Below are 26,984 nucleotides of genomic sequence, written 5' to 3'. Positions count from 1 at the left end.
ATCAAGAACCTTGAGACTACCCCAATTGTTCATGCGGGCATTTCTTAGGCTTATTGCTGATCAATTTCGAATGCTCGGCGATCAAGTCAGCCAACTCTGGCCGGCATGAACCGCAGTTCGTTCCCGCACTAAGGGCGTCTCCGATATCGTCCACATTGATCAAACGCTTGTCGTGAATGGCGCGGATAAGGGTTTTTAGCCCGACTTCGAAACACGAACAGACGATTGGGCCGCAGTCCTCAAAATCAACAGATGAATGGCCAGACAGAATCTGCTGAGGCGTTACCTCAGGCAAAGTTGCCAAATAGTCTCGCATCAGGGTGATAGGTCGGCGCGAGACGAAGAGCACTGCCAGAATGCGCTGACCGTCTGACAGCGCAATTCTATAAGAGCCGCGTTTGGGATCTTCTACTGAAGTAGCCGTTGCATCCGGTAAACTAAACCAAACGCGAGCGGTCTTTTCCCAGTCTTCAATAATCTGGTTCCCTGCCAACTCCATCCTGTAGCCGTTGGTTGTTCTGGCTGTCGCCGAATACTCTGCTTCAGGGAACGCTGCATCGGCTGAAACGGCGAAACCGTACCATGCTGCTCTCATACGTCGAACAGATACCGCTGTTGATTTGCTTTCCGGTTGACCAGAAATCGGGTCAGTTACACTAGGAATTATCTCGTTTACACGGGCCGACGGTGCCGTTTCACCGGTCCAGTGAATGGGTGCAAACACATTGCCACGCGCAATAGATTCCGTAATGCGAAGCCGAAATATGCCGCTTCCGACTGAACTACTAACTTCGACCAAATCGGCAGGACCAAGCCCCAGTTGATCAACGTCCTTCAGGTTCATTTCCAAATAGGGCTCGGCAAGGTGGGCCGATAAACGAGGCGACAATCCGGATCGGGTCATGGTGTGCCACTGATCCCGATTTCTCCCTGTGTTCAACAGGAAAGGATAGCGTTCTGATGGCTCTGCCTTGGGCGTTCGATGGGTGACCGGCACAAACCGCGCCTTGCCATCAGGATGAAAAAACTGCCCGTCTCCGAAGAAACGACCGTCAGTTTTCCGCGATGCCGTGGGCCATCGTGTCGGGCGCATCGCATCATAATCTTCGTCGTTGATGTCCGAAAAGCCAGCAATCTCAAAGTCTTTGCCAAATGAGACGGCAAGCGAGGACATGTTCGCATATTCCCTAAAAATCTGCGCCGCAGACTCATAGCTGAAGGCCTCGGCCCAACCCATGCGGCGGCCAACCGCGGCCAAGATATCCCAATCCGCACGTGCCTGTCCCGGAGGGGTCAGAACGGCGCGTTGCCTACTGATCATGCGGTCGGAATTGGTTACTGTGCCGCTTTTTTCGCCCCATCCTGCTGCTGGAAGCAATACGTCTGCGAGACGCGCGGTGTCTGTTTGGGCAGTCAGGTCGCTTACAACGGTGAATGGGCAGTTTTTGATCGCCGCATTGACTCGATCGGCGTCCGGCATCGTGGCCGCTGGATTGGTGTGGATGATCCAAAGTGCTTTGATCTGGCCATCTTTAACGGCGCGAAACATGTCGACAGCTTTGAGCCCCTGCTTTTCTGGCAGGATGGGCGCTTTCCAAAAGTCCCGGACGGCTGCTCTGTGGGCCTCGTTTTCGATATCCAGGTGACACGCAAGCATGTTGGCCAGACCGCCGACCTCTCGACCACCCATGGCGTTTGGTTGACCGGTAACCGAGAACGGGCCCATCCCTGCGCGTCCGATGCGTCCCGTAGCCAGATGGCAGTTCAGGATCGAGTTGACTTTGTCTGTTCCGCTGGAGGATTGGTTTACGCCTTGACTGAAAATCGTAACAACCCGCTCGGTTCCAATCCACAGATCGCAAAACGCTTCGATTTCACCTGGGGTAAGTCCGGTCTCATCCGGATCATCAAGCTGTGCGAGTTCGAGGGCTTCAGTGTACCCTACGCTGCGATCCAGAAAATCCGGTGCCACATGCCCCGATTGGTGAATTCTGCTCAGCAAGCGGTTGAACAATGCCACGTCACTGCCGGGTTGCAACGCCAGATGGAGATCGGCCTGATCGCAGCTTGCAGTTCGACGTGGATCGACAACCACAATCTTCGTACCGCGCACCTGACGCGCAGCTATGACGCGTTGATAGAGAACGGGATGGCACCATGCGAGGTTTGAGCCAACCAAGACAACCAAATCAGCCTCATCCAGATCCTCATAAGTCCCGGGCACGGTATCTGTGCCAAAGGCGCGTTTGTGTCCGGCCACAGTTGACGCCATACACAGTCGAGAATTGGTGTCGATGTTGGCCGACCCCATAAAACCCTTCATCAGCTTGTTGGCGACGTAATAATCCTCTGTCAGCAATTGCCCCGAGACGTAAAACGCCACGCTGTCCGGCCCATGGTTTTGAATTGCTTCAGAAAAACGATCTGCGACCAGTTGCAGCGCGTTGTCCCAGTTGGTGTCTTGGCCAAAGGCGCGAGGAGCCAGCAACCGGTGTTCCAGCCCAACTGTTTCGCCCAAAGCCAGCCCTTTCGAGCACAAACGACCATGGTTCGCCGGATGATCCGGATCGCCGCGAACAGTCAAGCCGCCGACCCCATCAGGCCGCAGAAGCACACCGCAGCCGACCCCGCAATAGGCGCAGGTCGAGCGAACCTCGGGCAGACCACTTCCGTCCATCAGGCGGCGCTCCGCCGGGTAACTGCGCTGTCGTCTAACAGGATACGGTCGTCTTCAATACGCACGGGATAGATGGTGATGCGGCCATCATCCGCGCCTTGCGCCTCGCCCGTATTCAGGTCAAATACCCAATTGTGCAAAGGACAGGTCACCGACTGCCCGTGCACAATACCCTCAGACAAAGGACCGCCCTTGTGCGGACAGCTGTTAGTCGCAGCATAGACCTCCACCTCGGCAGTACGGAAGACAGCGATGCAGCCGATATGCGTCTTGACCAGACGCGCCCCACGCAAGGGAACCTCGTCGATATGTCCGATGTCGATCCAGCTCATTCTGCGGCCTCCAGCGTGAAATCTGCAATTGGCGCGTAGGTTTGCGCTTTTTCTTTGACGTGTTCGGCCCACGGGTCTTTGCGGTAGATGTTTTGCGACAGTTCGAACCGCGCGACGAGGGCCGCGCGATTTTCAAGGTCGTCCACGACCTGCACCTTGACCCAGTCCATGCCCACCTTACCCAGCCATTTATATAAACGGTCCAGATACTTGCCGCCTTCGCGATAGGCTTGCGTGACGGCCATCACGATCTCGACCGCTTCTTCTTCGGTGGGAATCTGACAGAGTAGCTCGGTCTCTTTGACATCCATCCCTGCGGCCCCGCCGATGCTGATCTGATAGCCAGATTCGACGCAGACCACGCCGATGTCCTTGCAGGTCGCCTCGGCACAGTTTCGAGGGCAGCCAGATACGGCCAGCTTCAGCTTGTGCGGCGTCCACGACCCCCACAGGATTCTTTCAAGCTTTATGCCAAGCCCGGTGCTGTCCTGAGTACCAAACCGGCAATGATCGGTGCCGACGCAGGTTTTGACCGTGCGCAGACCTTTGGAATAGGCGTGGCCAGAGACCAGCCCGGCTTTGTTCAGGTCTGACCACATGGCGGGCAGATCTTCGCCTTTGACGCCCAGCAGATCGATCCGCTGACCGCCCGTGACCTTGACGGTGGGAACATCGTATTTATCCGCCGCATCTGCAATCGCGCGCAGTTCGTCGGGCGTGGTGATCCCGCCCCACATACGCGGTACAACGCTGAACGTGCCATCCTTCTGGATGTTGGCGTGTTTGCGTTCATTGACGAAACGGCTTTGTGGGTCGTCTTGGTATTCCAGCGGCCAGTCGGCCAGCAGGTAGTAGTTGATCGCGGGCCTACAGACATGGCAGCCATTGGGCGTCGTCCAACCCAGTTCCTGCCAGACGGCAGCCTGACTTTTTAACTCCTGCCCTTTGATCAGGCGTCGCACATCCTCATGAGTCAGGTCGGTGCATCCGCAGACCGGCTGCGCGGCAGGCATCTGGAACGCGTCGCCCAGAGTGACCTGCAACAACTGCTCAACCAATCCTGTGCAAGTTCCGCAGGATGCGCTAGCCTTTGTGGTCGTGCGCACCGCGCCCAGATCACCCGCCCCCGCATTGATCGCCTCGGCGATGTCACCTTTGCATACGCCGTTGCAGCCGCAAATCTCCGCCTCATGCGGCAATGCTGCAACGGCTGAGAGAGGGTCCGCAGTGTCGCCCCCCTGATATGCGGGTCCGAAGATCAGCGTCTCGCGCATTTCTTCTACGCTGGCGCCGTCTTTGATGAGGCCAAAGAACCAGCTGCCATCTGTGGTGTCACCATACATGACCGCGCCGACCAGCCGATCCTCTTCAATCACAAGCCGTTTGTAGACCCCGCGCGAGGGGTCGCGGAACACGATATCCTCGCGCCCCGGCCCATCCGCAAAATCCCCCGCACTGAACAGATCGCAGCCGGTGACCTTCAACTTGGTCGAGAGGGTTTTCTGAGCAAACGCAGCCTCTTCACCCAACAAAGCCTGCGCAGCCACTTTCGCCTGATCGTAAAGCGGCGCGACAAGACCGAAGACCGCCCCGTCATGTTCGACGCATTCACCTACCGCAAAGACATCCGAATCCGAAGTCAGCATCTGGTCATCCACATGGATACCGCGCCCGGTGGCCAGCCCAGCCTCTTGCGCCAGAGCTGTGTTGGGGCGGATACCCACGGCCATGACAAGCAGATCACAGGGCAATTCGGTCCCGTCATCCAGAAGCAGCGCGCGGACCTTTCCGTCCTGTCCGAGGATTTCTTTAGAGTTCGCCTGCAGGCAAATCCTGATGCCTTTGTCTTCCAGCGATTTCTTCAGCAGGTAGCCTGCGGCCTCGTCCAGCTGTCGCTCCATCAGGTGACCCATGATATGCACCACCGTCACGTCAACGCCATGGGCAGCCATACCCGCGGCGGCCTCGAGCCCCAGCAAGCCGCCGCCGATCACGACCACCTTGTTGTCAGGGCCCATGCCTATCATCTGCTCGGTGTCTTCCAGATCGCGGTAGGCAATCACGCCCTCCAGATCATGCCCTGGCAGAGGGATCATGAACGGGTTAGACCCGGTCGCAATCACCAGCTTGTCATACGGAACGTGGCCGTTCTGACCTTCGACCACCTTCATCTCGCGGTCGATCTTCGCGACCTTTTCGCCAAAGCGGCAGGCAATGCCCCGCGCGGCGTACCACGCGTCGTCATGGGTGACGATCTCTTCATAGGTTTTCTCGCCCGACAGTACCGGGCTGAGCATGATACGGTTGTAGTTCCCGCGCGGCTCGGCGTTGAACAGGGTGATGTCGAACGCATCCGGCGCGGCTTCGGTCAGGTGTTCCAACACCCGGCCTGAGGCCATACCCGCGCCTATGACAACAAGTCTTTGCTTCATGATTTCACTCCGCTGCAATCGCCTTGGGGGCGGGTGTTTTTGGCATGGCGCCATGTTCATATTCTTCGAGGAAATCGAGGACTTCCTGCCGGTAAGCATAGTAATCCGGATGCTCCAGAAGGGCTTTGCGCGTGCGCGGACGCGGCAGCTCGACCTTGGTGATCTTGCCGATCGTTGCCTGCGGACCGTTGGTCATCATCACCACGCGATCAGCCAGTAAGATCGCCTCATCCACGTCGTGGGTAACGCAGATCGCAGTGACCTTGGTGCGGGACCAGACCTCCATCAGGACTTCCTGTAATTCCCATCGGGTCAGGCTGTCGAGCATCCCAAAGGGCTCATCCAGCAACAGCAGCTTGGGGGACAGGGCAAAGGCGCGGGCGATGCCGACGCGTTGCTTCATGCCGTTCGACAAGTCGGAGGCGGATTTGTCCATAGCATCGGCCAGTCCGACCCGTTCCAGATAGTATTCGACCACATCCTGACGCTCGGCCATGCTGGCCTTTGGATAGACCTTGTCCACCCCAATCGCGACGTTCTCCTTGGCGGTTAACCATGGGAACAGGTTGGGGGATTGGAACACCACCGCGCGTTCGGGATCGGCCCCTTCGACGTGACGGCCATCCAGCTTGATCGCACCCTTCGAGATGTCGTTCAGCCCCGCCGCCATGGTCAAAACCGTGGACTTGCCACAACCCGAATGGCCGATCAGCGAGATGAACTCGCCCTTGTCGATCTTCAGTTCGAAATCCTCGACCACGGTCAGAGGGCCTTTGGGCGTCGGATACACCTTGTGAAGCTGTGAGAAGTCGAGGAAGCGGTTCTCGATCAGCCCCTTTTGCGCCTCGGCCACCGCCGTTGGAACACCGTGGATTGGAGTGACATCCGGGAGGATACGCGAGCCTTCAACCTTGGCCTCGATCCCCACATCCATCAGGTATTTGGTGACGTCCGCGCGCAGGCGTTTGAAAGTCTCGTCATTGTTCATCGCAGCGCGTTCGCGCGGACGCGGGATTGAGACAGGGAATTCCTGCCCCAGTGTGCCATCCGGGTTCAGGGCAATGATGCGGTCGGCCAGAATGATTGCCTCGTCCACATCATTGGTGATCAGTACGCAGGTTTTTTTGTCGACTTCCCAAATGTGTTCGATCTCATCAGCCAGATTGGCGCGGGTCAGCGCGTCGAGCGCCGACAGAGGCTCATCCAGCAACAAAACTTCGGGGTTCATCGACAACGCACGCGCCACGTTGACCCGCTGGCGCATGCCACCCGACAGCTCGGCCGGACGGCGTGTGGCGGCATGGCTGAGGCCAACCATCTGTACATAATGCGCGACTTTCTCGGCTTTCTCGGTCTTGCTGAGACCCGGGAAGACCGTATCAACCGCCAGACCCACATTGCCGCTGACCGTCAGCCACGGCATCAGCGAGTAGTTCTGGAAGATCACGCCCCGCTCCGGGCCCGGCCCTTTGATCGGGGTACCTTTGAACGTGACCTCTCCGCTGGTTGGGCTATCCAGCCCGGCCATCAGATTGATCAGGGTCGTCTTGCCAGTGCCCGAGAAGCCAAGGATCACCAGAAACTCACCCTCTTGCACGTCCAGATTGATGCCTTTCAGCACATCCGTGCGCGCGGTACCTTCACCGAAGGATTTCGAGGCGTTCTTGAAACTCAGGATGCTCATCGTACTCACCGGTTGTTTGTGAAGGTAAACAGGGATTGCAGCGCGTACATCACCCGGTCCAGCAGGAAGCCGATGATACCGATGGTGAAGACCGCAACCATGATCTTGGCGAGCGAACTGGAGGAACCGTTCTGGAACTCATCCCAGACGAATTTGCCCAGACCGGGGTTCTGCGCTAGCATTTCCGCCGCAATCAGAACCATCCAGCCGACGCCCAGCGACAGGCGCAGGCCGGTGAAGATCAGAGGCAGGGCCGAGGGCAGCACCAGCTTGGTGATCTTTGTATAAGTATTCATTTTCAAGACTTTGGAGACATTCACCAGGTCCTTGTCGATGGAGGCTACACCCAAAGATGTATTGATCAACGTGGGCCATAGCGAACACAGGGTCACGGTGATGGCCGAGATCAGGAAGGATTTCGCGAACCAGCCGTCATTGGTGACGTAAACGGCCGAGACGATCATGGTGACGATCGGCAACCAGGCCAGAGGCGAGACCGGTTTGAATATCTGGATTAGCGGGTTTAGGGCTGCATTTGCAGTCGGAGACAGGCCGGCCGCGATACCAAGTGGGACCGCGATGACGGTGGCGATCAGAAACCCAAAAAACACTGTTTTGATCGAAGTCCAGATTTGCTGGTAATAGGTCGGAGCACCCGTGAAGGCGACCTCTTTCACTTTCTCCGGCTGGCCAGCGTCAATGAATTTCTGATTGCGCTTCTCGACCATGGCCTCGAACTTCGCGCGTTTGGCCGCTTTGGCCTTGGCATCCTGGTTCAGGCTGACCATCTCTTCCCAAACCTGCGCCGGCCCCGGAACCGCGCCTAGAGAGGTCTGCACCTTGGGGGCCAGCGTTCCCCACAGCAACAAGAAGGCGCAGATCGACAACAGAGGCACGATCAGCAACCGCCATATCTCGGTCATCTGAGCGCGGGGATTGTCTCCGGCAGCAGCTTTCAGGATGGGTGTGGCCCAGCTGAGTCCCAGCACCTGGAACCATTTGTCGGCTGCATTGATGCGGGTGAAAAGGCGAGCGCGACGTTCCTCTCGGGCAGCGTCCGCGTTGAATTCGGGATCGACCGTTGTCATCTGATGTGTCCTTGCGATGGCGGGGCACTTTGGGGGCTGCGCCCGGCGCGGGCCGGGCGCGGGGTTTGGGGAATTAGCCTTGCACGTCCGAGCCGATGATCTTCTGCTCGCCCTTCAGGCCTATGGACAGGCTTTCGAGATAGGCGTTGGGTGTGCGTCCGTCGTAAGCGATGCCGTCAATGATATCCTGGGCCGGGGTCGGCGCTTTGTAACCATCGCTGTCCCAGGGGAAGTCGGCTTCATTCGCCAGACCTTCGTCGACCAGCAAGCGGGCGGCTTCCAAATAGATCTCGGGTTTGTAGACGGACTTGGCGACCTCGTCATACCAGCTGTCGGGCTTGGACTCGGCAATCTGCCCCCAGCGGCGCATCTGCGTCAGGTACCAAACGGCGTCCGAGTAGAACGGATAGGTCGCGTTGTAGCGGAAAAACACGTTGAAATCGGGGACCTCACGCTTGTCGCCCTTCTCATACTCAAACGTGCCGGTCATCGAGTTGGCGATAACCTCATAATCCGCGCCCACATATTCAGCCCGGCTCAGAATCTCGACGGCTTCAGGGCGGTTGGCATTTTCGTTCTCGTCCAGCCACATCGCCGCGCGTATCAGGGCCTTGGTCACGGCCAGAGTGGTGTTGGGGTACTGTTCTGCGAACTCAGCATTGAGACCAAAGACCTTTTCGGGGTTGTTCTTCCACAGCTCGTAGTCGGTAATAACCGGGACGCCGATACCCTTGAACACAGCCTGCTGATTCCACGGCTCGCCCACGCAATAGCCATAGATCGTGCCGGCCTCCAACGTGGCAGGCATCTGCGGTGGAGGGGTCACCGACAGGAACACATCCGCACCAATCTGACCGGTCACGTTTTCAGGGCTGTAGTAACCCGGATGCAGACCACCGGCGGCCAGCCAATAGCGCAGCTCGTAATTGTGGGTCGAAACCGGGAAGACCATGCCCATGTTAAATGGCTTGCCTTCTGATTTGTACTTATCGACGACCGGGGCCAGAGCCTCGGCGCTGATCGGATGCTGAGGACGGCCGTCGTCCATCACCGGGACGTTCGGCTTCATCTCTTCCCAAATCTCGTTGGAGACGGTGATGCCGTTGCCGTTCAGGTCCATTGAGAATGGCGTGATGATATGGGCTTCGGTCCCATACCCGATGGTTGCGGCCAATGGTTGTCCAGCCAGCATATGTGCGCCGTCAAGCTGTCCGTCAATCACGCCATCCAACAGCACCTTCCAGTTTGCTTGTGCTTCCAGCGTCACGAACAGGCCTTCGTCCAGAAAGTACCCATTCTCATAGGCGACCGCCAGCGGCGCCATGTCGGTCAGTTTGATAAAGCCAAAGGTCAGCTCGTCTTTTTCCAGTTCCAATTCGGCCAGTGCTGGAGACACAAGCGCCGTCGTCGCGGCGAGGCCTAAAAGAAGCTTTTTCATCTCGATCCCTTTCGGTTCAGCCCAACCCCATGGGCAAACAAAAAAAGCCGCCGACACAGTCCGCCGGGAGGAGGTGGCGGATGGTCGAGCGGCTTTGCTCTTCTAAGGTGCCCTGGATTGTGGGCGAATTCCGTCGGTGGGCGTCGTTGCCTTCCGATGTCCCGATTAAGTCAGACGCGCAGTGCGACGTCATCATTTTTTGACATCTTCACTTCGAGAATTCTGCAGCGCAGCAAAAAGAGATGCTGCGCTGCAAAAAAATTGTGCAATCTTACCCTGCGGGCTCGAAAATGCGCCGGTCGAAGAAGACGTTCCGAGATAGAATCAGGCTACCATTGGCTGAGGCAACTGCCGTCGACTCAGACAAAGCTCCTTCAAGTTTCTCGGATGCGCCGGGTGTTTCCACACCAAGCCCTTGCAACTCCCGACGATAGAGATCACTTCGAAAGACCTTGGCTGCTTGTCGTTCCGCTGTCCCGACGTCCAGCCCGTTTCTTAGCGCCAATTGATGCGCGACCCATTTTGCCTGACTACGCCACGGGAAGGTGGCAGCACCGTCAAAAAACTCGACAAACCCTTCCACACTGCGTTGCTCGCCGCGTGCAGATATGGCGAACTCACCCATTAACGCTCGGTCGATCAGCTCGGGTGAGACATTGAGGTAGGTTTTGCGTGACAGCATCTCGGACGCGGTTGTTCGGATGTCCGTGTTTGACAGCCAGCGTCCCGCACGCCATACGGTCCGCATGAGACTTCCCAGCAAATGCGGTTCCGTCTCGGCCCAGTCGTTTCTGACTGCCAACACCTTTTCAGGTGCACAAGTCCAGATCGCCTTTCCGGGCAACAGCAGTGCGCCAACACTGTCGTCCACTGCGAAGGAGCCCCAAGGCTCGCCCACGCAAAAGGCATCGATCTCGCCTCCCGCAAGCGCCTGCGCCATGAGTGGCGGCGGGACGGTACGGATTTCGACCTGTTTTGAGGCCAGTTTGGTTCCCGCAATCCAATAGCGCAGCAGCTCGACATGCATTGAAAATGGGAAAGGCACGCCAAACACCAAGACTTCATCGGCAGCTTTTGCCAGTGCAGCCCCAGCTGCAGCGGCATCAGTGAAATCAAAACCATAGCCCTGGTCGATCAATCGCTCGGCCAATTGCGTTCCAACACCGATAACATTGCCATTCAAAGACAGGACAGATACCGCGGATAGCGGTGTCGCGATTCCACCAAGACCCAAAGCCATCGCAACGGGGACAGGCGATAGTAGATGCGCCGCGTCCACATGCCCAAAGGCCAGCATATCGCGCAAAGAGGACCACGATGGCGCCGGACGCAGGTCTAGCGAGATGCCTTCAGCATGGTCGAACCCCATTTCGCGCGCAACGATCAACGGGGCCGCGTCGACAAGCGGCATATACGCGACGGGCAGTGTTACGGTTCTCATGACAACAACCCCGAAGCAGTGACCAAGGCTTCTGCCACCTCGGCGACACGGCGGTTTTGGTTCATCGCGGTATTTCGGAGTAGCGCATAGGCTTCGTCTTCCGAAATGCCCTTGGCTTTCATCAGCAAACCTTTTGCGCGGTCGATCACTTTACGCTCTTCAAGCGCACGGCGGGTTTCTGCAAGTTCAGTCCGCATCTGGCGCAACACCTGAAACCGAGCGATGGCGGTATCGATAACAGGTTTAATTCGCTCAGCTTGCAATCCATCGACAACATAGGCCGACACACCGGCCTCAACAGCAGCTTTTGCCAATCCGCCTGCGGCGCCTGAGACGAACATAGCCACGGGTCGTTCCAATGGGCCCGAAGCAACGGTAAGTTCTTCCAACATATCTCGAGAGGGGTTGTCGATATCGATCAGGACAATGTCTGGGCTTTGCATTGCAATTTTACGTGCTAACCCAGAGACGTTGCCGATTACAGAAACGTCTACGTCTCCGGCCTCTTTAAGAGCATCTACAATCGCAAAGGCTCGTTCTTGGTTCTGCTCGACTACAACGACAGTTAGATGTTGGTTCATAGGGTCACAAGTGAGGCCAAGGCGCATTGGTAGCAATTCCAGCGCCATTTAATGCTTCATCAGGCTGCCGTTCGCCCAATTTTTCAGCTTGATTTCACACTTAGCGGAATAGCTGCACAGTTTTTCTACATGCCATCAAAGAAATCCGTGATAGCACATCGCATCATTTTTTGGTTTTTCAGTTGCGCTACCAGTTTGCTTGAGGCACCAGATTCCACTTCCATTTGCAGATCAAAACCGAAGGTCCGCTTTGACAACTAATACAATGTGTTCCCGCGCCTGCAGCAAATGACTGCTTTCCGCCGATTCTTTAGAAAAGCAACGTGTTCTGGAGCAGAAGTAACGGCAAAGCCAACTCAGCCGCACTTGTTTTTGGGGCTAGTAGGATTTGGACAAGCCAAACGCCTCTGGCGATCAGGGGTAAGACGCTGCCTTCCCCCTCGGGCAACCCTATTAGACAAATCCGTGTCTTCCGCTGCGCTTGCGGGCCGCACCACTATTGTCGAATAACATTGCGTCGCCCCCAAGCGCGTTCGCCACGCGGCAGAGCAGCAGGAACAGGCGCCTCCGGCGTCTGATCTGCAAATCAGCCCTGGTTTTCTCGAAAGGAAGTCAGGATCAACTAAATCGGTCCGGGTTCTGGATGAAGGAAGGGACGCGAAAACGGCAAGGCTCTGTCGCTGCTGGCAGAACTATGTGTCGCCTTACAACAAGGAAATGTGGAACTTCACTGATCGTGGACTCAATCGACAACCAAAACCTCAACAAAGCGGTCGATCACGTCATTCAATTCTGACCCAAACGTCAAGCATTTCTGACCCAATACTAGTAACCGCCATTCAACGACGCTGCTGTTAGTGTCTCAAAAGAGTACAGTTTACCGTCCATCTTTCCGAATAGAATAACCGCTACTCCCGCTTTGAGGTTCCCGAAACCCAGAACTCGTTTCGCCTAGACCTGACCCGCTCGGACATAAAATCGACGAAGAGCCGGACACGCGTGGTGTTTCTAAGATCACGATGCAGCAATAGCCAAATGTTTCGGTACGGTATCGGCTTTTGGAAGGGCGCACGGATCAGATCGGGATGGCGGTCGCCAAGATTGCACGCAAGATAGGCCATGCCAAGACCGGACGCCGCCAATGTGATCAAGGGCACAAGTTCTGAAACACGATGCTTAAGCCGGGCTTTCGGATAGTAACTGTCTTTGATCCATTTGGCTGTAGTGGCCTCTTCTGGCTCATGCCAACCGATGAAATGCAACCCCTCGCCGCCATTGTCGCAGATCCGTTCGGCGTAGTCTCGCGTGCAATAGGCTGCTTGAGACATCTGGACCAACTTTCGCCCGACCACATCGTCCGTCACCTCATCCGCGATACGCAGGGAGATGTCAGCCTCTCGTCGCATCAGGTCTCGGATGTCGTTGGTGAAGTTCAAGCTCAGGATGATGTCTGGGTAAAAATCTGCGAAGGCGGCAAAATCATCCATCAACGATGTCATTGCCAATCCATGGGGAAGAGTAACGTAGACCGTGCCCGAGGGTTGCGCATCTCTGCCAACAATGACGCGAGACGCAGCGGTCATTTCAGCTTCTACCCGTTCGGCGTGAGGCATCAGATCTTCGCCGAGCTGAGTCAGGGCGAGGCCGGTTTTTGAGCGATCAAACAACCGGCTGCCGACGCGTTCTTCCATGACTGAAATCCTGCGCGTCAGCGTGGTGTGGTTCACCTGAATACTGTCAGCTGCCCCCCGAAGAGTTCCGGTTCGGGCAACCGCCAGAAAGTACTTCAGATCGTCCCAGTTCAGGGAATGGCTTTCCTTGATCGACATACATCTTGTGTTTCATTTTTGAAGCACTGTGTCCAGAAATACCTATCTACAGATCATTTATTGGCCATCCTACCTTGGGCGCATCAATCGCAAACCCAAGGACCATACCCCATGAACCAAATACAATCTGTATTGATCACAGGCGCAAATGCCGGACTGGGCCGCGAGGCGGCCCGACAGCTTGCACTGCAAAAGGGCATATCCAAAGTTTATCTGGCTTGCCGCAACCCAACGAAGGCGGAAGCCGCAATTGCAGCGTTGGAACGTGAGACCAGGCGCAAAATCTTTGAAATCGTCCTGATGGACGTGACCGATCCGGCTTCGGTTCGCGCCGCTGTAGCCGAACTTTCCACCCCAATCGACGCCGTAATCCTGAATGCAGGCGGTACGGGTGGACGGCATCCGAACAGCCTCACCAGCGATGGCGTGACCAACATCTTCGCCACCAATGTTCTCGGCCACGTGGTGTTGGTAGACGCATTATTGGAGCGTCAGTTGGTAACGTCCACAATTCTGTATGCCGGATCCGAAGCCGCACGCGGCATTCCCAAAATGGGTATGCGCCGCCCGGACTTGTCCGATAGAACAGTCGACGAATTCAAATCAATCGCTGATGGCAGCAAGTTCGGCCCCGAGGGCGATCCGATGCAGACCTACGGCTACGCCAAGCTCACCGCGACCCTGTGGATGGGAGCGATGGCACGCCAGCACCCCCATATTCGCTTTGTCACAATGAGCCCGGGTGGTACCGCAGGTACCGCTGGCTTTGACGACCTGCCGTTTATAAAACGTATTGTCTTCAAACATATTGGCGGCGTTCTGATGCCCATATTCGGGATGATGCACGGCGTTGAGGCTGGGGCAAAACGGTATCTGGACGGTTTGCTGAACCCGGAATTCAAGACTGGCCACTTCTACGCCAGTCAAACCGGCTATCCCACCGGAGCAGTCGTGGATCAAGCTAGCATCGACGGGGCTCTGTCAGACGTCACCACTCAGGATAACGCGAACCAGGCACTACGTCAGTTCGCCTGAAGCAAAGGAGAAATGAAATGGAAACCATACTGAACATCTTGGTCATCCTTGCAACTCTTATGCTGTCTAGTCTCGGCCTCATGTCAATGTTTGCACCCCGGCGCATGATAGCCAACTTTGCTATCGAGCCGGTCGGCACCACTGGACTCAGCACGATCCGTTCGGTGATCGGCGGGCTGTTTCTGGCCTCAGTGGCTTTGCTGGTGATCGGTCTGACCACTGGGCAGACACTGGGATATGTGGCTGTTGCAATCCTGATGGCGGTTGTTGCTGTCGGACGTATTGTGGGAATTCTTGCGGATGGGTTTGACAAGGCAGTTCTGCCACCGTTGGTCGTTGAACTTGTGATCATCGCGGTTTTGCTGTCAGCCTACTACCAGCTCTCCTACTAATCGCCTTCGAAATAGATGGATGGTGGCGAGAGTGAAGTGGCCGCCGTCCAATCAGCCCATCATTATTCGCACCAGCTAGCATTCGAACAGTTTCCGCTTTGTCCCGTATAGCGACCGGATCAGATCACGGGACCGAACATTCCGGATATCCAAATCTGTCATTCGTGAGGGGCACAAAGAATGTCAGCGACGAGCGCTAAGAAATGAATGCCGTGAACTGCTCGAACTGATAGTTCGATTTGACATGCAACATTATTGTTGCATGATGAAGCATGAGCGTTCATTTTGATCCGCAACTAAGCATTCTTTTCAACGCCCTTGGCGACACCACGCGGTTGTTGATCCTTGAAGAGCTGAGAAAGCGTCACGACCAGACGCTTTTCGAACTTTGTGCTCGTTTGTTGGAAGAGCATTCAGTCACAATTTCCAGACAAGGCATAACTCGACATCTGAATACGCTTGAGCAGGCAGGTCTGATCACCACGACTTGGCGGGGGCGCACAAAAATTCACACCCTGGTGGCCGCGCCGATCGCGGGTGCGATCAATCCCTGGGTGGACCTATATTCCCAAGGAGACGCACTATGAAAATGTACATGACGAGTATTTCTGTGGACGATCAATCTAAGGCTCTGGATTTTTACACCAACAGACTTGGGTTTGTAGTGAAGCACGATTTTCCACTCGGCCAGCACCGCTGGTTGACACTGGTATCAGCGGAGGAAGCCGAAGGAGTGGAGTTAGGCTTAGAACCGAATGTGCATCCGGCGAGCCGTACCTATCAGGAAGCACTTGTGGCTGATGGCATTCCCGTTTCGGCATTCAGTGTTGACGACATTGACGCTGAGGTTGGCAAGTTCGAGGCGGCAGGGGTGGAATTTATTCAACCCCCAGTGAAGGCAAGTGGCGCAACAATGGCAGTGTTCGACGACACCTGTGGAAACCTTATTCAGCTAGTTGAGTTGCATGTCTGACCGTCAAGAATGGCAATCCCGTCAGTTAGACGACGTGGGTATGCAAGACATCGATGTCAGCTTTAGTGATGGAACACTGGGGCACGTCACACAACCCATCAACTCAGACCTCCCAGCTGAAACCAGTCGCCTTTTCGGATACGTTCCATAGCTGAACCATCACATCCTTCTCATATGCATATGGGTTCAATGTACCCTTGCCGACCGGGCCAACAGCTTCTAAGCGGCCTGTTGGTCCGTAGAGTGCGCGTTGTTCGGTCAAAGTCTCTTCGATGGCGCACATGACTTCGGGATAGGACCCTTGCTCGGCTGTTTGAACCATAGGTGTCTTGGTTGTCAGCCACCAGATGAACCGCATCGTCCGGCTGCCGCTCGTACTGATCAGTGACGTTGCCGACGAGCCGGGGTGGCAGACATAGACCTCGACCTCGGTGCGCCCGGCGGCGGCAAGCCTGTCCTGTAGTTCATAGGCGAACATCATTTGCGCCAGCTTGCTTTGCGAGTAGGCGGTATTCGGCCCGTAACCCTCTTCCCAGTTCATGTCGTCGAACTTGATCGTCTTCAAACCCATGTTGTAGCCGAGACTGGCGACAACAACGATCCTACCTTTCGAGGCTTCGATCCGCTCAAACAGAAGACCACAGAGCAGGAAGTGACCGTAATGGTTGGTACCGAGCTGACTCTCGAACCCATCCTCTGTCAGCTTGCGGGTTGGCACCTGCGCGATGGCAGCATTGCAGATGAGCGCATCAATCCGGGGAACAGAATTCAGAACTTCTTCCGCAGCTTCGCGTACGCTTGCCAGCGAGGCCAGATCCATGCGAATGAAGCTCACTTCCGCCTCGCTGCCGAACTCAGTTTTCAGGTCCTCAACAGCTGCCTGAGACTTCTCAACCGAGCGGTTCAACATCACGACCTTGGCGTTCTTTTTTAGGAGCGTCCGCGCGGCCTGGAACCCGGCACCGGCGTTAGCACCCGTGATGAGGTAGGTCTTGCCGGAGAGGTCGCCGAGGCGCTCAGGCATCCAGCCTTTGGGTCCAAAGGTGGTATCGGGCATCTTTTGTCTCCTAACTGCGTCAGCGCAGGGATCGAGTGAAGAGTGTGTTAACTTGGAAATGCATATAACTCTCACCAAAGCACAGAAACAGGCGAGATCATCGCGAATACTTGCCCGATTACATCAAGGTAGTTGCCAGCATCGATCTGGAGCCATTACATCTCTGTTATGAGCAAGGATCAGATTAAACAAATCATCGCTAACCGAACCGAAACAGACGGCCTGACCGAGACAGGAATCACGGGCGTGCGGCTATTTCGCGCCACGCAATCAATCCCCTGTGTTCCAGCCGTTTACGAGCCCTGCATCGTGGCCATTGTGAGTGGTGTGAAGGAAGCCGTTCTGGATGGCCGAAGATACGAATATGACAACAGTCAATACCTCTGCTGCCCAATGTCGATGCCGGTCAAGGCGGGGACGCCTTTGGCCTCGCATGACAACCCTCTCTACGGGGTTATGATCTCTCTTGAGCAACACGCCATGGCCGAGTTGGCAATGGAGATGGAAAATGCCGGGGGCGTTCTGCCTTCGGTCAAAGGAGATCTGCGGGAGCCAGGAATTAGGTTTGCACCATGGGACGATGGATTCACTGAAGCTCTGCTGCGGCTACTGCAGCTCGGAAACAGCAAGACGGATACAGCAGTTCTTGGCGAGGCGCGATTACGTGAGGTGTTCTATGCGATCCTGAGGGGAGAAGCTGGCACCTTCGCCCGGCAGGCATTCGGTGCTGGCAACGCCATCGCACGTTCAATTGCACATGTGTCGTCACACTTGGATGCGCCGGTCTCGATTGACGATATGGCAAGCCGAGCGGGCATGAGCCGGGCCGTCTTCCATCGTAAATTCAAGCAAGTCACGACGATGGCACCAATCCAATTCGTTAAGTCGATGCGCCTCAACAACGCCGCCATGAAGATCGCGGGCGGGATGCCTGTGAACGAAGCCGCAATGGACGTTGGTTACGTCAGCCCGTCCCAGTTCAGTCGCGAGTTCAGGCGCATGTATGGGCAATCGCCGAGGCAATGGGGTAACGCACAGAAACTTCCGGTCAGTGTTGCTCAACGCTGACTTTCGAAGGGAAGGCAGACGTTGGCGCAGCTTCGGCGAAAGCTTCATTCGTCCCGTGAGGAGGCAGCCTTTCGAACTTGTTCCACAGAACGGCCATCACTCAACCAGAGATCGCTTGACATAAAACCGCTTCAGCAATGTTCGCGGTTTATTATGGCGCTGCAATTCGAGCGATGGTTGCAAAAATCGGTCAAACTGGGAACTCTGCTGGTTTCAGCGCCAAGCTTTATCGCAACTAACTTCATGGAGTCGCCTGGCGCTCTTTTTCTGGCCAGAATTCATCCACCACGACATATGCGATAATTACAAAGAAAGCGGCGCTGGCGACTTGCAATACTCGAGTGATGCTCTTGACGTCAGCCTCGTCTGAAAAGGGCGCAACCGAACCGCCATATACAATCAGAGCTGTTGTAATAGCGGAACCGGCGGCGGCGGCGAGCGGGACTTTTGACTTTCCAAGTGCTCCGAGTGTTAGGCAAAAGAAAAAACACAGCAGAATGGGGGTTAGAATAACCGGAGCTATTACGTTTATTTCATAGCATATGATGGAGACTGCCGCCCCAAGTAGATTTGCCGTCAGCATTGCTTTTGCAACTGCTTTGCCTGCAGCAGGCATTGCCGCAAGTTGCTGGCTCAGCAGGGCGACAAAAAACAGGACTAACAAAGCAGAAGCGCCGGAAATAAAGAACGCCATAGCAAAGGGCACTGTGACAAGAGACATCCTGACTATTCGGCGATGTGAGTCGAAGTCCGGCGATGCTGCAGCTTTCTTTTGAGGTGCCGTTTGAGGTGCAGCGGGTATCAACACGAACATCAGCGTCGATACGAAGCCAGCAAACAGCAGGTTCAACGGGATCCAATACACAAGCACCAAAGCCAGATCCTGTGATTGCAGCACCAAATTCGGAATCATCAACGCCCCCATGAGAGCGATGACACCCGGCAATACTCCGGCACCGGAAACTGACCAAATGAAAGACAGGATTATTCCAATGGCCACCAGAATGAGAAACACAAGTGGATAAGGTGAGAAGATTGACGACAAAAGGAACGAAATGAACATCAATCCAATCGAGAAGACAAACAGCTTACCAAATGCTGCCAAAGGTAGTGCCGCAGGTGCTTGAAGGAAAAGGGCAGTGAACACCGCCCCAACAACGGCAAGGGGCCACCCAAGAAATAGGCCCAATGCAAAGACACCCGTAACACCCAGCGCAAGCCGGGTGACAGAGCTTTGATCCTCAGTACGCATAGGAGAAGATTGAAACTACGCGGATGTAGGCGCGGCCTACGAGGTTCAGCAACGAGTTGTCGCTTAGATACATGATCACATCGGCCTGCCCGTTCAGTTGAAAGCGAAGATCGTCTTCGGCACTTCCAGCTTCATAGCCGGGTAAAACAATCCTGACCGGAAACCTTTCAGGCTCCCGCAAAAATCCCTTGGTGCTTGGCGGGCTCGCCAATTGCCCCGGCTCATCACCGCCACTCAAAGAAACAGCAGCACTAAAGCTCTCAATGACGCCCGGAACAATCTTACCTGGATGCATATCCAACACCACATCAACCGGAGACCCTATTGAAGCTCTTCCCAGATTGTTTTCGGTAAAATACGCCTCGATCCAGACGTCGGTTGCATCCAGAAACGTCAAAAGATCCTGGCCGGATCGCGCATACGTTCCGGGGGCAATCAGCAGATTAGAAATGACACCTGTCGCCGGAGCACGCAGTTCGGTCCATTCAAGGTTCAGTTCCGCATCCGCCAAGGCCGCCAGTGCGCGCTGGATTTTCGGGTTTTCAATCCCATCGTCACCAAGCCTTTGCTTCGCTTTTTCCAGATCAGCTTTTGCGTTCTCAAAGTTTGCCTCAGATTCTGCCAGTTGTCCTCGTGCATCATCGGCCTTTGAGACGGCAATCAACCCTTTCTTTTCGAGCGCAAATACACGTTCCGTCTGAATGCGCATTGTATCCAGATCGCTCTGCGCCCTTGCGAGTTTGGCTTGTGCCGCACTTACCTCTGCCGAAGACGCACCCACTTCTTGGGTCGCCGCTTCAAGATCAGCTTCCGCCTTTGAACGCTCGATTTCGTAGGGTCTGGAATCTATTCGAACCAGAACATCACCTGCGGAAACGACTTGGCCGTTTTCTACCAAAACTTCCGTTACCGTTCCGGTCACCTGAGGCACGATTTGGGTGGCCACAGCTTTTACTCTGGCGTTCCCGGTAAATGGCGTTTTTCGATCAGCGACCAAGTACCAAACAAGAAAAAACAGAATGACAGCGAGGGTTGTCCATATTGTCTTTCTCATTTCAACGCACCTTCAGCAGCGTCATCGGCTTCGGGCGACGCATCAATCCAAACCTTGAACAGCTCATAGAAGACAGCAAAGAGAACCGGCCCCATAAAGACGCCGATCAAACCGTAGGCCATCATACCTCCGAGAACACCGATGAGGATGACCAACATGGGAGTCTCAAGGCCTTTTGAGATGAACACAGGTCTTAGGAAACTGTCCATTATCATGACTGGAACGGCCAGTATGGTGAAGATCAAAGCAGTTCCGCCAGACATGGAGCTCCATGCGTAGATAATTACCGGTATAAGAACCAATCCGGGCCCGATTTGGATAATTGAGAGTATGAGGCAGACAAATGCCAGTGTGGCGGCCGAAGAAATCCCAAACAAAGCCAGCAGTATCCAAACGAAAACAGCCTGAATGGCTGCTACGCCAATCACGCCTTTTGTAACGTTCCGGATCGTTGCGCCTGCCAGTGTCACGAATTCACCGCCGCGTGGTGCAAAGACACGGTTGGCAAAGCGCTGAAGACCCTGGACCAAATTTGGCCCCGGGCTGAACAATGCCCCCATAATCAATACAGACAGAGCTAAGCCAAGAAGCCCGATACCAATGCCCAACACCTTTCCGAAGAGCGATTTGGTGATCTCAAGGATTTGCGCGCCGTATTTTGCAAGCGCGCCGTCAAGATTGCGCTCAAACATTCCCCAGACATCGGAGATTTTATTTCCAACCAACGGCAATTCCTTGAGGCCCTCGGGCGCAGGGGGGATTTTCAATTCACCCTTGTCTGCTTGTTCCGCGAATTCAGACCCTAGTTCTGCAGCACCAGACACCGCAGTTGCGACTGGCCCCAGGGTCAGAACAAGGCCCAACAGAACGATAATTGTTGTGGCAAGCTTCTTACGTCCTCCCAGCTTGGATTGCAGCCAATCAAATGCCGGGTAGAGCGCGACGCAGAGTATCGTTGCCCAGATAACCACACTTGCAAGCGGAGCCACCATGACCAGGGCGCTGTAGAGGAATAATCCGAGAAAGAGCAATCGTATCGCGAGGTCGACAATCTTCGCGTCCTGGGTCTTTTCCATTCCATCCCTCCACTATCTGTTTTCCAAACAATACACTCAAAAAACGTAATATGTATATTTTTTGAGTTTTCGGCGATCATCTATCAGTTTGAAGGTACGAGTGAATCCGAGGCACGGCTTCAGATGCGCGGTCGCACTGATACCTGCGCATGAACTCAAATTGCCTTAATTTGGGATAATTTATTTGTCCGTTTTTTCGTCGTCTTGGGACAAGATTGTATCTGCCACTGTGGTCGCCGCAGTCACGAAAACACCCAAGCCTACAATGATATACACCATTGTGAAGATTTTCCCCGCCGCAGTTTCAGGTGAGAAGTCACCGAACCCTACGGTCGAAATTGTCACTACGGAAAAGTAGATCGAGTCTAGCCAACTCCAACCTTCGACAAAGTGGTAGAAGACTGAGGCCCATAAAATCATTCCGACTGTGAAGGCAAGAAGGCCTTTCACTCTACCGTCCTTGAAAGCGACGCCTATCCCACGTGTTATTCTAGTTAGCGAATTCATTGTGTCCCCGTCGTTTGAAGAATTCACATATAACAGTAATTAGATGGATGTGGGAAATTGAAGCATTTTAACTGCGTCCAGTTTAATTGGGGTGTCCAGGCGCAGTAGTCAAAGCTAATGCAATGTGCTCGTTTATGAAACGTTAAACGCGTTTCAAGCCAGCTATTTTGAAACTGGGTCAGCAGCACATCCTAAATTTGGTCCTTTAACCGTTTCTTGGTCGCCCGACCAATTCCGCAAGAGAAGTCGGCTAAATGGTCAAGGTCATTTAGGGTTCAGCAAAATAAGAAGCCACATATTCCATTAACATGATGCTTTAATGGTCTAGTCTGCCCAAGAAAGGAATCAGAACCTTAGGAGAAAAGCGTGCGGTTCATCACAAGAGGTGTAATGGTTTGTTGCGCTGTCGCGTTCGTCGCGGTTGTTGTGGCATGGCTTTTCCTGTCCTCTGCGTTGTTTTCTTCTGTCAGAACCACTTTTGTTGAAAACCTGATCTCGAAGAAACTTGGTCAGGACGTGTTAATAGAAGATGAAGTGCGTCTAGGCCTTGGTCGGCAACTGCAGGTATCCGCAGCGGGATTGGTACTACCCGGCGCGATCAAGACCAAAGCGAATCTGGCGGCAATCGACAAACTTGAGTTCAATATTTCTGCCCGCGACCTTTGGAACAGCAAATTGTCGCTGAGTGAGCTTTCTATCTCGGGTGTTCACCTCAACTTGATCACGGACAAAGACGGTGTCGGAAACTGGCAGTCCGCTTCCCAAACGGGCGCTAAAGCCGGGGATCCGGCCAAACCTGCAAACCTGTCTGTGGCTGGAATTCTAACGGACCAAAAAATTGACCTGACCGATGTTGCCGTTCTTTACCAGAACGATCTAAACGGGCTTGTGCTGGATCTGCAGCTTCCTGAGCTGTTTTTAAAGCGTGATACGGAAACCGACGTTGCGACCGCGGTTGGGGCTGGTTCACTAAATGGAGAGAAGTTTGATCTGAACGCGAGCATTCCCGCGGACGACCCGTTTCAGGTCGCAGTGAACTTCGAACAGATTGCGATTGCCGCCGAAGAAGTCCCTGAAGAGAACGGGCTACAAGTGAATACGACCATAGAGGTTGCCGAACTTGGTCAGCTTCTTGATATCCTGAAACTCAATCGCGTTCTGGAGGGTTCAGGAAGCATTGGTGCAACATTCAAATCAGTCGACGGCGTAGCCCGGATTGATGACCTGGCTGTATTGACTGAATTGGATGGTGGGCAAAGCCTTTCGCTGACGGGACAAATCGGAGAGTTGGGAAACCCAGAAGACGTATCCCTGACAACCCGCATTCGGTTGTACCCTGAAGATGCTGAACCCGCCCCAGCCGCGTCGCGGTATGATCTAAAACTAATAGCAGTTGACATGGTTATCGATAGCGTACCCGGGCAGGTCCCGCAGCGGCAAATGGTCATTGAAACCAACGGGTTCACATTGGATACCTCTGGTGAAGGGCCGCCCCCGATTAAGTTTTCCGAGCTTTCCAGAACACCCGAAGGCGCCTTGAGTGTTGGAAACATCAATTTGAGAATTGGGAACCCTGCTGATCCATTTATCATTTTGGACGGTTCGATCGAAGACGCGTTGCAATTACAAGGCATATCGGCCGACGGGTTAATGGATATACCCGCAAGCAGCTTGATCTCATCAGAGCTTCTGGGACCGGATGATCAACTTGGTCGATTTTCTGGTAACTTTCATTTGAACGGCGACATCAATCAGCTTTCGCTGACAAATTTGGATGGCCAGACAAGCGAAACGGAACTTTGGAACCTTGAGGTGCATGGCTCTGTCAAAAATGTGCTCAAATTCGAGAACCTGGACTTGGCAATTCAAGTAGAAGTCCCCTCCGGAGCGGACCTGTTAGAAGCCCTGTCGCTTGAACGGGTGGAAACTGGACAGGCTATCTTTAAAATTGGCCTTGCCAGCGAAGGAACCGATTGGGATGCGAATGCCAAAGTCAAGGTTGCCGACTCTGTCCTGCAAATTGTGGCCGATCTTGATGATGCAACGAGTGATCCTGTACTACAGGGTTCCATAGAGAGTGACTTGATAAAGATAGATCAGATCCGAACCATCGTTCAGGCCGCTGCACAATTGAGGAAAATTGGCGGTCCAGAGCCCGACGAGGAAGACGTCATTGAGGAATCTGGCGTCACTAGTCCTCTAAGAGACGTAACACTTAAACCTATTGGGCGTTCAATTCTCTTGTCCGGTATGGATATGGATGTCGACGTTGATCTTCGGCACATAGAGGGCGCCAAAGGCATCAGCAGTCTGCGGAGTGGACTGACGCTCAACGAAAATGAACTCAAGGCCGGACCTTTGAATTTTGAATACGGAGGTGCTCATTTCGATGTCAGCGGACAAATGGATCTATCGAACGACGCGCATCTGCTCACGCTGACCGGCACAGCAGGCGGCTGGCAGCTGGATGAAATTCTTCACAACCTGAACTTCAAAAAGGGTGCAAGCGGTACCATCTATGCAGATTTTTCGGTGACCGGCGGAACCGATTCACCTAAGCATTTTGCCAACAGCATGAACGGCAATGCCACGGTCTCAATGCGTGACGGCTCGATCGAGACCCAGCTTTTGGATCTGGCAGGGCTAGGGATACTACCTTGGGTGTTTACCAAAGAGAAACAAAAGATTGCTCCGATCGTATGTTTGCGTGCACCGATTAGTATTTCAAATGGAAGTATTTCGACGAAACAAACCACATTGGAGACAGATCATGTCCAAGTCGTCGTCTTTGGCGGTGTTAATGTGGCGGGCAAGGTTTTGGACTTAAACCTGCAGCCCCGCAAGATTGGCGAACCTCTGTCGAAGAGCCCCTGGCCCGTGACCTTGAAAGGCCCACTAGCGAAGCCGAAGATCAAGGTAAAAGACGGTCCCAAGCGACTGAAACGATCGGATGGTGCGGACAAAATGCCGGCAAAAAGAAAACTCTGCGTTCCGGATATTTTACAACTGCAGTAGTGGCGAAGGCAGTCGACAAAAGAACACAAATAAAGTTCAAAAAGAATGACATCGCTTTCAGGATGCGATCTTTGCTTTGGGTTTTCTCTCGATGTATTCCACACTTTAGTTGAATGGAAGCTCTCTTAGAGTTCAGCCGACATGATGGAAGGACTTTGAGACGCAAATGGAAAAACGTGTGCACTATTGAAATGGCAGCTAAAGTAAAATCAATCGCTTAGTTAAGCGTGAACGACACATAGTTCTGCCACCAGTGACAAAACCTTGCCATTTTCGCCTCACTTCTTTCATCAGGTATCCAATTCAACTTCATCTTTTGGGATTACTTCGGGCGGAATGCGGAAATTCGCAGCAGGTGAGAGGGATATCCGGCGAACTTAAGTAGCAAGCATTCAGGTTTAGGTGACTGTGCAGGCTATACTCTGACGAGTCGACCACTCAACCAGAGAACGCCTCACATAACTCCCACAGGACGCTCGTGTTTCGACGTTTTTAGTAAACAACCAATGGTTTTGTACCCCGCCAATGAAGGCTTCTTTTAGCGATGATGTCTTTTTTCCCAAGCCTTGTAGCCAAGCGTTCCTTTCGACCTATCTGATCATGGAAGATAGATTACTGGAGCTTAAAATGAATCGGCACCGGTAGACTGAGGGTTACGACGAAGCGATTAAAACACAATGCGCGCTTCGCCGTACACTGTAGTTACTTCAGATAAGTGTTGAGCCAATCAATGGTGCGGTACCAGGCTAGGTTTGCCATTTCCTCGTCATAACGAGGCGTGCTGTCGTTATGAAAACCATGGTTGGCATTATCGTAGATGTAGGCTTGGTAAACCTTTTCGTTGGATTGCAGGGCGGCTTCAAAATCCGGCCAACCTGCGTTGCTGCGCTCATCAAGCTCTCCCATCTGAATCTGCAACGGTGCCTGAATTTTGGCCACATCCTCAACTGCTGGCTGGCGACCATAGAATGGCACGCCCGCCGCCAATTTTGGGGAGGCCACGGCAATTGCGCTGACCACACCACTGCCATAGAAGAAACCCACAACTCATCCCGCCCTGGCTCTGAAACTTCACTAAGCCTTTGATAAAAATTGACACTTTGATCACTGGCGTAGATGCGGGCTGTCGCAGAAAGTTGAGCCGCATCCAACTCAAGTTGGTCATTCAACTAGACAAAAAAGTCTAGTTTCTCCGTATCATTCAGGGTGTGGTAGCGCCATAGGATCGTAGACGCGAGAGTGAAGCCTGAAACTTCACCTTCGGCAGACAATAGCGCTTCGCATAGTTCGGCAATGGACCGTTTGTCATCTTGGCCACGCCTATTTCAGTACGCTCCAGAAATTGGTTCAATAGATCACCCAGAAACCAATTCCGCTGCATTTCAGGGCTCCATCTGACTACTCAGGTATTCGCCTGTTCGACGATAGTGATCAACCAGGTGCCGAGTTGCGCTGTCCGCGTCGTGGTTCAGTGCGGCGTCCAAGATTTGCTGGTGCTCAGCGGCAATGTCCCGCTTCTTGTAGCTCGAACCGCCAGCCGCCAGATAGCGATAGCGAATGTTCAGGTCGTAAAGCTGCGAGCAATACCGCATAAGCAACGGCAGATTCGAATTGTCCAACAAGGCCATATGAAACTCCTTGTGAGCGTCTTCAAAGTCACGCGCGCCGTTCTGGCCGGCCTTTTTCATATGATGGTGACGCAAAACAAGCCGATCTTCCCAGGCCTCATCCGCGTTGGTGATAGAGGCGCGCAACGCGGTTTCCTCAAGGTTGCAGCGCAACAGAAGTATTTCTTCGAAATTACATTTGCTGACTGGTGCTGCGCGAAATCCGCGCTGATCAATCCGCTCGACCAACATGTCCGAAGTCAAAAGGCTAAGCGCTTCGCGAACCGGACTAGCGCCGGTGTCCAAAAGGCCCCGAAGCTGCTCGATCTTGAGTTTTTGTCCCGGAGGTAATTCTCCGGTCAATATCATGTCGCGCAGCCTTCGATACGCGCCATGCGTGGCAGATGTCTCTTTGCCCTCAGTATCAAGCATGGCGTCCATATCCG

General features: G+C 54.2%; 23 protein-coding genes. 6 read left to right on the top strand and 17 right to left on the bottom strand.

Annotated features, from left to right (window positions below; all coding sequences use genetic code 11):
• Positions 1-16: 16 nt before the first annotated feature.
• The 9 genes from ACR0DK_RS04075 to ACR0DK_RS04035 form a co-directional block, all read right to left on the bottom strand.
• Complete coding sequence (locus ACR0DK_RS04075; RefSeq protein ID WP_480734861.1) at positions 17-2,677, bottom strand: molybdopterin-dependent oxidoreductase; 2,661 nt, start codon at positions 2,675-2,677, stop codon at positions 17-19.
• Positions 2,677-3,009 carry a nitrite reductase small subunit NirD gene (gene nirD / locus ACR0DK_RS04070; protein WP_170392822.1) on the bottom strand — a complete coding sequence of 111 codons (333 nt, stop codon included), beginning with the start codon at positions 3,007-3,009 and terminating at the stop codon, positions 2,677-2,679. The genes ACR0DK_RS04075 and nirD overlap by 1 nt, the downstream gene beginning before the upstream one ends.
• The gene (nirB, locus tag ACR0DK_RS04065; protein WP_480734859.1) at positions 3,006-5,441 is read right to left on the bottom strand and encodes a nitrite reductase large subunit NirB; all 2,436 of its coding nucleotides are present in this window, start codon (positions 5,439-5,441) and stop codon (positions 3,006-3,008) included. The genes nirD and nirB overlap by 4 nt, the downstream gene beginning before the upstream one ends.
• 4 nt (positions 5,442-5,445) lie before the next feature.
• On the bottom strand, positions 5,446-7,125 hold the full coding sequence (locus ACR0DK_RS04060; RefSeq protein ID WP_480734857.1) for an ABC transporter ATP-binding protein: 1,680 nt from the start codon (positions 7,123-7,125) through the stop codon (positions 5,446-5,448).
• Between the two features lie 5 nt (positions 7,126-7,130).
• Positions 7,131-8,213 carry an ABC transporter permease gene (locus ACR0DK_RS04055; RefSeq protein ID WP_170407182.1) on the bottom strand — a complete coding sequence of 361 codons (1,083 nt, stop codon included), beginning with the start codon at positions 8,211-8,213 and terminating at the stop codon, positions 7,131-7,133.
• 73 nt (positions 8,214-8,286) lie between these two features.
• Positions 8,287-9,651, bottom strand: coding sequence for a CmpA/NrtA family ABC transporter substrate-binding protein (locus tag ACR0DK_RS04050; protein WP_480734855.1), 1,365 nt, complete (start codon positions 9,649-9,651; stop codon positions 8,287-8,289).
• A gap of 271 nt (positions 9,652-9,922) precedes the next feature.
• Positions 9,923-11,092 carry an ABC transporter substrate-binding protein gene (locus ACR0DK_RS04045; RefSeq protein WP_480562582.1) on the bottom strand — a complete coding sequence of 390 codons (1,170 nt, stop codon included), beginning with the start codon at positions 11,090-11,092 and terminating at the stop codon, positions 9,923-9,925.
• Positions 11,089-11,673, bottom strand: coding sequence for an ANTAR domain-containing response regulator (locus tag ACR0DK_RS04040; protein ID WP_480562683.1), 585 nt, complete (start codon positions 11,671-11,673; stop codon positions 11,089-11,091). Before ACR0DK_RS04040 ends, ACR0DK_RS04045 begins: the two co-directional genes overlap by 4 nt.
• A gap of 908 nt (positions 11,674-12,581) precedes the next feature.
• The gene (locus tag ACR0DK_RS04035; RefSeq protein WP_480734852.1) at positions 12,582-13,502 is read right to left on the bottom strand and encodes a LysR family transcriptional regulator; all 921 of its coding nucleotides are present in this window, start codon (positions 13,500-13,502) and stop codon (positions 12,582-12,584) included.
• A 111-nt stretch (positions 13,503-13,613) separates the two neighbouring features.
• Here ACR0DK_RS04035 and ACR0DK_RS04030 point away from each other — a divergent pair, with 111 nt between their 5' ends.
• The 4 genes from ACR0DK_RS04030 to ACR0DK_RS04015 all read left to right on the top strand — a co-directional run bounded on the left by ACR0DK_RS04030 (position 13,614) and on the right by ACR0DK_RS04015 (position 15,902).
• A complete protein-coding gene (locus ACR0DK_RS04030; RefSeq protein WP_170392814.1) occupies positions 13,614-14,537 on the top strand; it encodes an SDR family NAD(P)-dependent oxidoreductase in 924 nt (307 codons plus the stop codon).
• Positions 14,538-14,554: 17 nt separating this feature from the next.
• The gene (locus ACR0DK_RS04025; RefSeq protein ID WP_170392813.1) at positions 14,555-14,929 is read left to right on the top strand and encodes a DUF4345 family protein; all 375 of its coding nucleotides are present in this window, start codon (positions 14,555-14,557) and stop codon (positions 14,927-14,929) included.
• Positions 14,930-15,201: 272 nt separating this feature from the next.
• Entirely contained in the window at positions 15,202-15,516 is a 315-nt protein-coding gene (locus tag ACR0DK_RS04020; protein WP_170567335.1) for a winged helix-turn-helix domain-containing protein, read from the top strand.
• Complete coding sequence (locus ACR0DK_RS04015) at positions 15,513-15,902, top strand: VOC family protein (protein ID WP_480562580.1); 390 nt, start codon at positions 15,513-15,515, stop codon at positions 15,900-15,902. Before ACR0DK_RS04020 ends, ACR0DK_RS04015 begins: the two co-directional genes overlap by 4 nt.
• A gap of 103 nt (positions 15,903-16,005) precedes the next feature.
• Here ACR0DK_RS04015 and ACR0DK_RS04010 read toward each other — a convergent pair whose 3' ends face one another.
• Entirely contained in the window at positions 16,006-16,959 is a 954-nt protein-coding gene (locus ACR0DK_RS04010) for an SDR family oxidoreductase (RefSeq protein WP_480562579.1), read from the bottom strand.
• Between the two features lie 168 nt (positions 16,960-17,127).
• Here ACR0DK_RS04010 and ACR0DK_RS04005 point away from each other — a divergent pair, with 168 nt between their 5' ends.
• Positions 17,128-18,027 carry an AraC family transcriptional regulator gene (locus tag ACR0DK_RS04005; protein WP_480734848.1) on the top strand — a complete coding sequence of 300 codons (900 nt, stop codon included), beginning with the start codon at positions 17,128-17,130 and terminating at the stop codon, positions 18,025-18,027.
• Positions 18,028-18,268: 241 nt separating this feature from the next.
• Here ACR0DK_RS04005 and ACR0DK_RS04000 read toward each other — a convergent pair whose 3' ends face one another.
• The 4 genes from ACR0DK_RS04000 to ACR0DK_RS03985 form a co-directional block, all read right to left on the bottom strand.
• The gene (locus tag ACR0DK_RS04000) at positions 18,269-19,279 is read right to left on the bottom strand and encodes a DUF2955 domain-containing protein (protein WP_170424669.1); all 1,011 of its coding nucleotides are present in this window, start codon (positions 19,277-19,279) and stop codon (positions 18,269-18,271) included.
• Positions 19,269-20,333, bottom strand: a complete 1,065-nt coding sequence (locus ACR0DK_RS03995; RefSeq protein WP_170597638.1) for an HlyD family secretion protein — start codon at positions 20,331-20,333, stop codon at positions 19,269-19,271. Before ACR0DK_RS03995 ends, ACR0DK_RS04000 begins: the two co-directional genes overlap by 11 nt.
• Positions 20,330-21,409, bottom strand: a complete 1,080-nt coding sequence (locus tag ACR0DK_RS03990; RefSeq protein ID WP_170511664.1) for an AI-2E family transporter — start codon at positions 21,407-21,409, stop codon at positions 20,330-20,332. Before ACR0DK_RS03990 ends, ACR0DK_RS03995 begins: the two co-directional genes overlap by 4 nt.
• Before the next feature lie 180 nt (positions 21,410-21,589).
• Positions 21,590-21,859 (bottom strand): potassium channel family protein, encoded by a 270-nt coding sequence (locus ACR0DK_RS03985; RefSeq protein WP_480439390.1) that lies wholly within the window; start codon positions 21,857-21,859, stop codon positions 21,590-21,592.
• 423 nt (positions 21,860-22,282) lie between these two features.
• On the opposite strand from ACR0DK_RS03985, the gene ACR0DK_RS03980 reads away from it, so the two are divergent.
• On the top strand, positions 22,283-24,931 hold the full coding sequence (locus ACR0DK_RS03980) for an AsmA family protein (protein WP_480734844.1): 2,649 nt from the start codon (positions 22,283-22,285) through the stop codon (positions 24,929-24,931).
• A 702-nt stretch (positions 24,932-25,633) separates the two neighbouring features.
• Here the strand turns inward: ACR0DK_RS03980 and ACR0DK_RS03975 are convergent.
• The 3 genes from ACR0DK_RS03975 to ACR0DK_RS03965 form a co-directional block, all read right to left on the bottom strand.
• On the bottom strand, positions 25,634-25,975 hold the full coding sequence (locus ACR0DK_RS03975; protein ID WP_370644314.1) for a dienelactone hydrolase family protein: 342 nt from the start codon (positions 25,973-25,975) through the stop codon (positions 25,634-25,636).
• Between the two features lie 157 nt (positions 25,976-26,132).
• Complete coding sequence (locus tag ACR0DK_RS03970; RefSeq protein WP_223117021.1) at positions 26,133-26,312, bottom strand: hypothetical protein; 180 nt, start codon at positions 26,310-26,312, stop codon at positions 26,133-26,135.
• 1 nt (position 26,313) lies between these two features.
• A complete protein-coding gene (locus ACR0DK_RS03965) occupies positions 26,314-26,970 on the bottom strand; it encodes a GntR family transcriptional regulator (protein ID WP_255611858.1) in 657 nt (218 codons plus the stop codon).
• Between the last annotated feature and the right edge of the window lie 14 nt (positions 26,971-26,984).

The organism is Ruegeria sp. CE6, assembly GCF_056537485.1.
Note: the sequence above shows the minus strand (reverse complement) of the source record. Positions and strands in the feature narration are given on the sequence as shown.

Excerpts from the sequence above, each read along its gene's own strand:
- ACR0DK_RS04075 (WP_480734861.1), bottom strand. The coding sequence starts at position 2,677 with ATGGACGGAAGTGGTCTGCCCGAGGTTCGCTCGACCTGCGCCTATTGC.
- nirD (WP_170392822.1), bottom strand. The coding sequence starts at position 3,009 with ATGAGCTGGATCGACATCGGACATATCGACGAGGTTCCCTTGCGTGGG.
- nirB (WP_480734859.1), bottom strand. The coding sequence starts at position 5,441 with ATGAAGCAAAGACTTGTTGTCATAGGCGCGGGTATGGCCTCAGGCCGG.
- ACR0DK_RS04060 (WP_480734857.1), bottom strand. The coding sequence starts at position 7,125 with ATGAGCATCCTGAGTTTCAAGAACGCCTCGAAATCCTTCGGTGAAGGT.
- ACR0DK_RS04055 (WP_170407182.1), bottom strand. The coding sequence starts at position 8,213 with ATGACAACGGTCGATCCCGAATTCAACGCGGACGCTGCCCGAGAGGAA.
- ACR0DK_RS04050 (WP_480734855.1), bottom strand. The coding sequence starts at position 9,651 with ATGAAAAAGCTTCTTTTAGGCCTCGCCGCGACGACGGCGCTTGTGTCT.
- ACR0DK_RS04045 (WP_480562582.1), bottom strand. The coding sequence starts at position 11,092 with ATGAGAACCGTAACACTGCCCGTCGCGTATATGCCGCTTGTCGACGCG.
- ACR0DK_RS04040 (WP_480562683.1), bottom strand. The coding sequence starts at position 11,673 with ATGAACCAACATCTAACTGTCGTTGTAGTCGAGCAGAACCAAGAACGA.
- ACR0DK_RS04035 (WP_480734852.1), bottom strand. The coding sequence starts at position 13,502 with ATGTCGATCAAGGAAAGCCATTCCCTGAACTGGGACGATCTGAAGTAC.
- ACR0DK_RS04030 (WP_170392814.1), top strand. The coding sequence starts at position 13,614 with ATGAACCAAATACAATCTGTATTGATCACAGGCGCAAATGCCGGACTG.
- ACR0DK_RS04025 (WP_170392813.1), top strand. The coding sequence starts at position 14,555 with ATGGAAACCATACTGAACATCTTGGTCATCCTTGCAACTCTTATGCTG.
- ACR0DK_RS04020 (WP_170567335.1), top strand. The coding sequence starts at position 15,202 with ATGAGCGTTCATTTTGATCCGCAACTAAGCATTCTTTTCAACGCCCTT.
- ACR0DK_RS04015 (WP_480562580.1), top strand. The coding sequence starts at position 15,513 with ATGAAAATGTACATGACGAGTATTTCTGTGGACGATCAATCTAAGGCT.
- ACR0DK_RS04010 (WP_480562579.1), bottom strand. The coding sequence starts at position 16,959 with ATGCCCGATACCACCTTTGGACCCAAAGGCTGGATGCCTGAGCGCCTC.
- ACR0DK_RS04005 (WP_480734848.1), top strand. The coding sequence starts at position 17,128 with ATGAGCAAGGATCAGATTAAACAAATCATCGCTAACCGAACCGAAACA.
- ACR0DK_RS04000 (WP_170424669.1), bottom strand. The coding sequence starts at position 19,279 with ATGCGTACTGAGGATCAAAGCTCTGTCACCCGGCTTGCGCTGGGTGTT.
- ACR0DK_RS03995 (WP_170597638.1), bottom strand. The coding sequence starts at position 20,333 with ATGAGAAAGACAATATGGACAACCCTCGCTGTCATTCTGTTTTTTCTT.
- ACR0DK_RS03990 (WP_170511664.1), bottom strand. The coding sequence starts at position 21,409 with ATGGAAAAGACCCAGGACGCGAAGATTGTCGACCTCGCGATACGATTG.
- ACR0DK_RS03970 (WP_223117021.1), bottom strand. The coding sequence starts at position 26,312 with ATGCAGCGGAATTGGTTTCTGGGTGATCTATTGAACCAATTTCTGGAG.
- ACR0DK_RS03965 (WP_255611858.1), bottom strand. The coding sequence starts at position 26,970 with ATGCTTGATACTGAGGGCAAAGAGACATCTGCCACGCATGGCGCGTAT.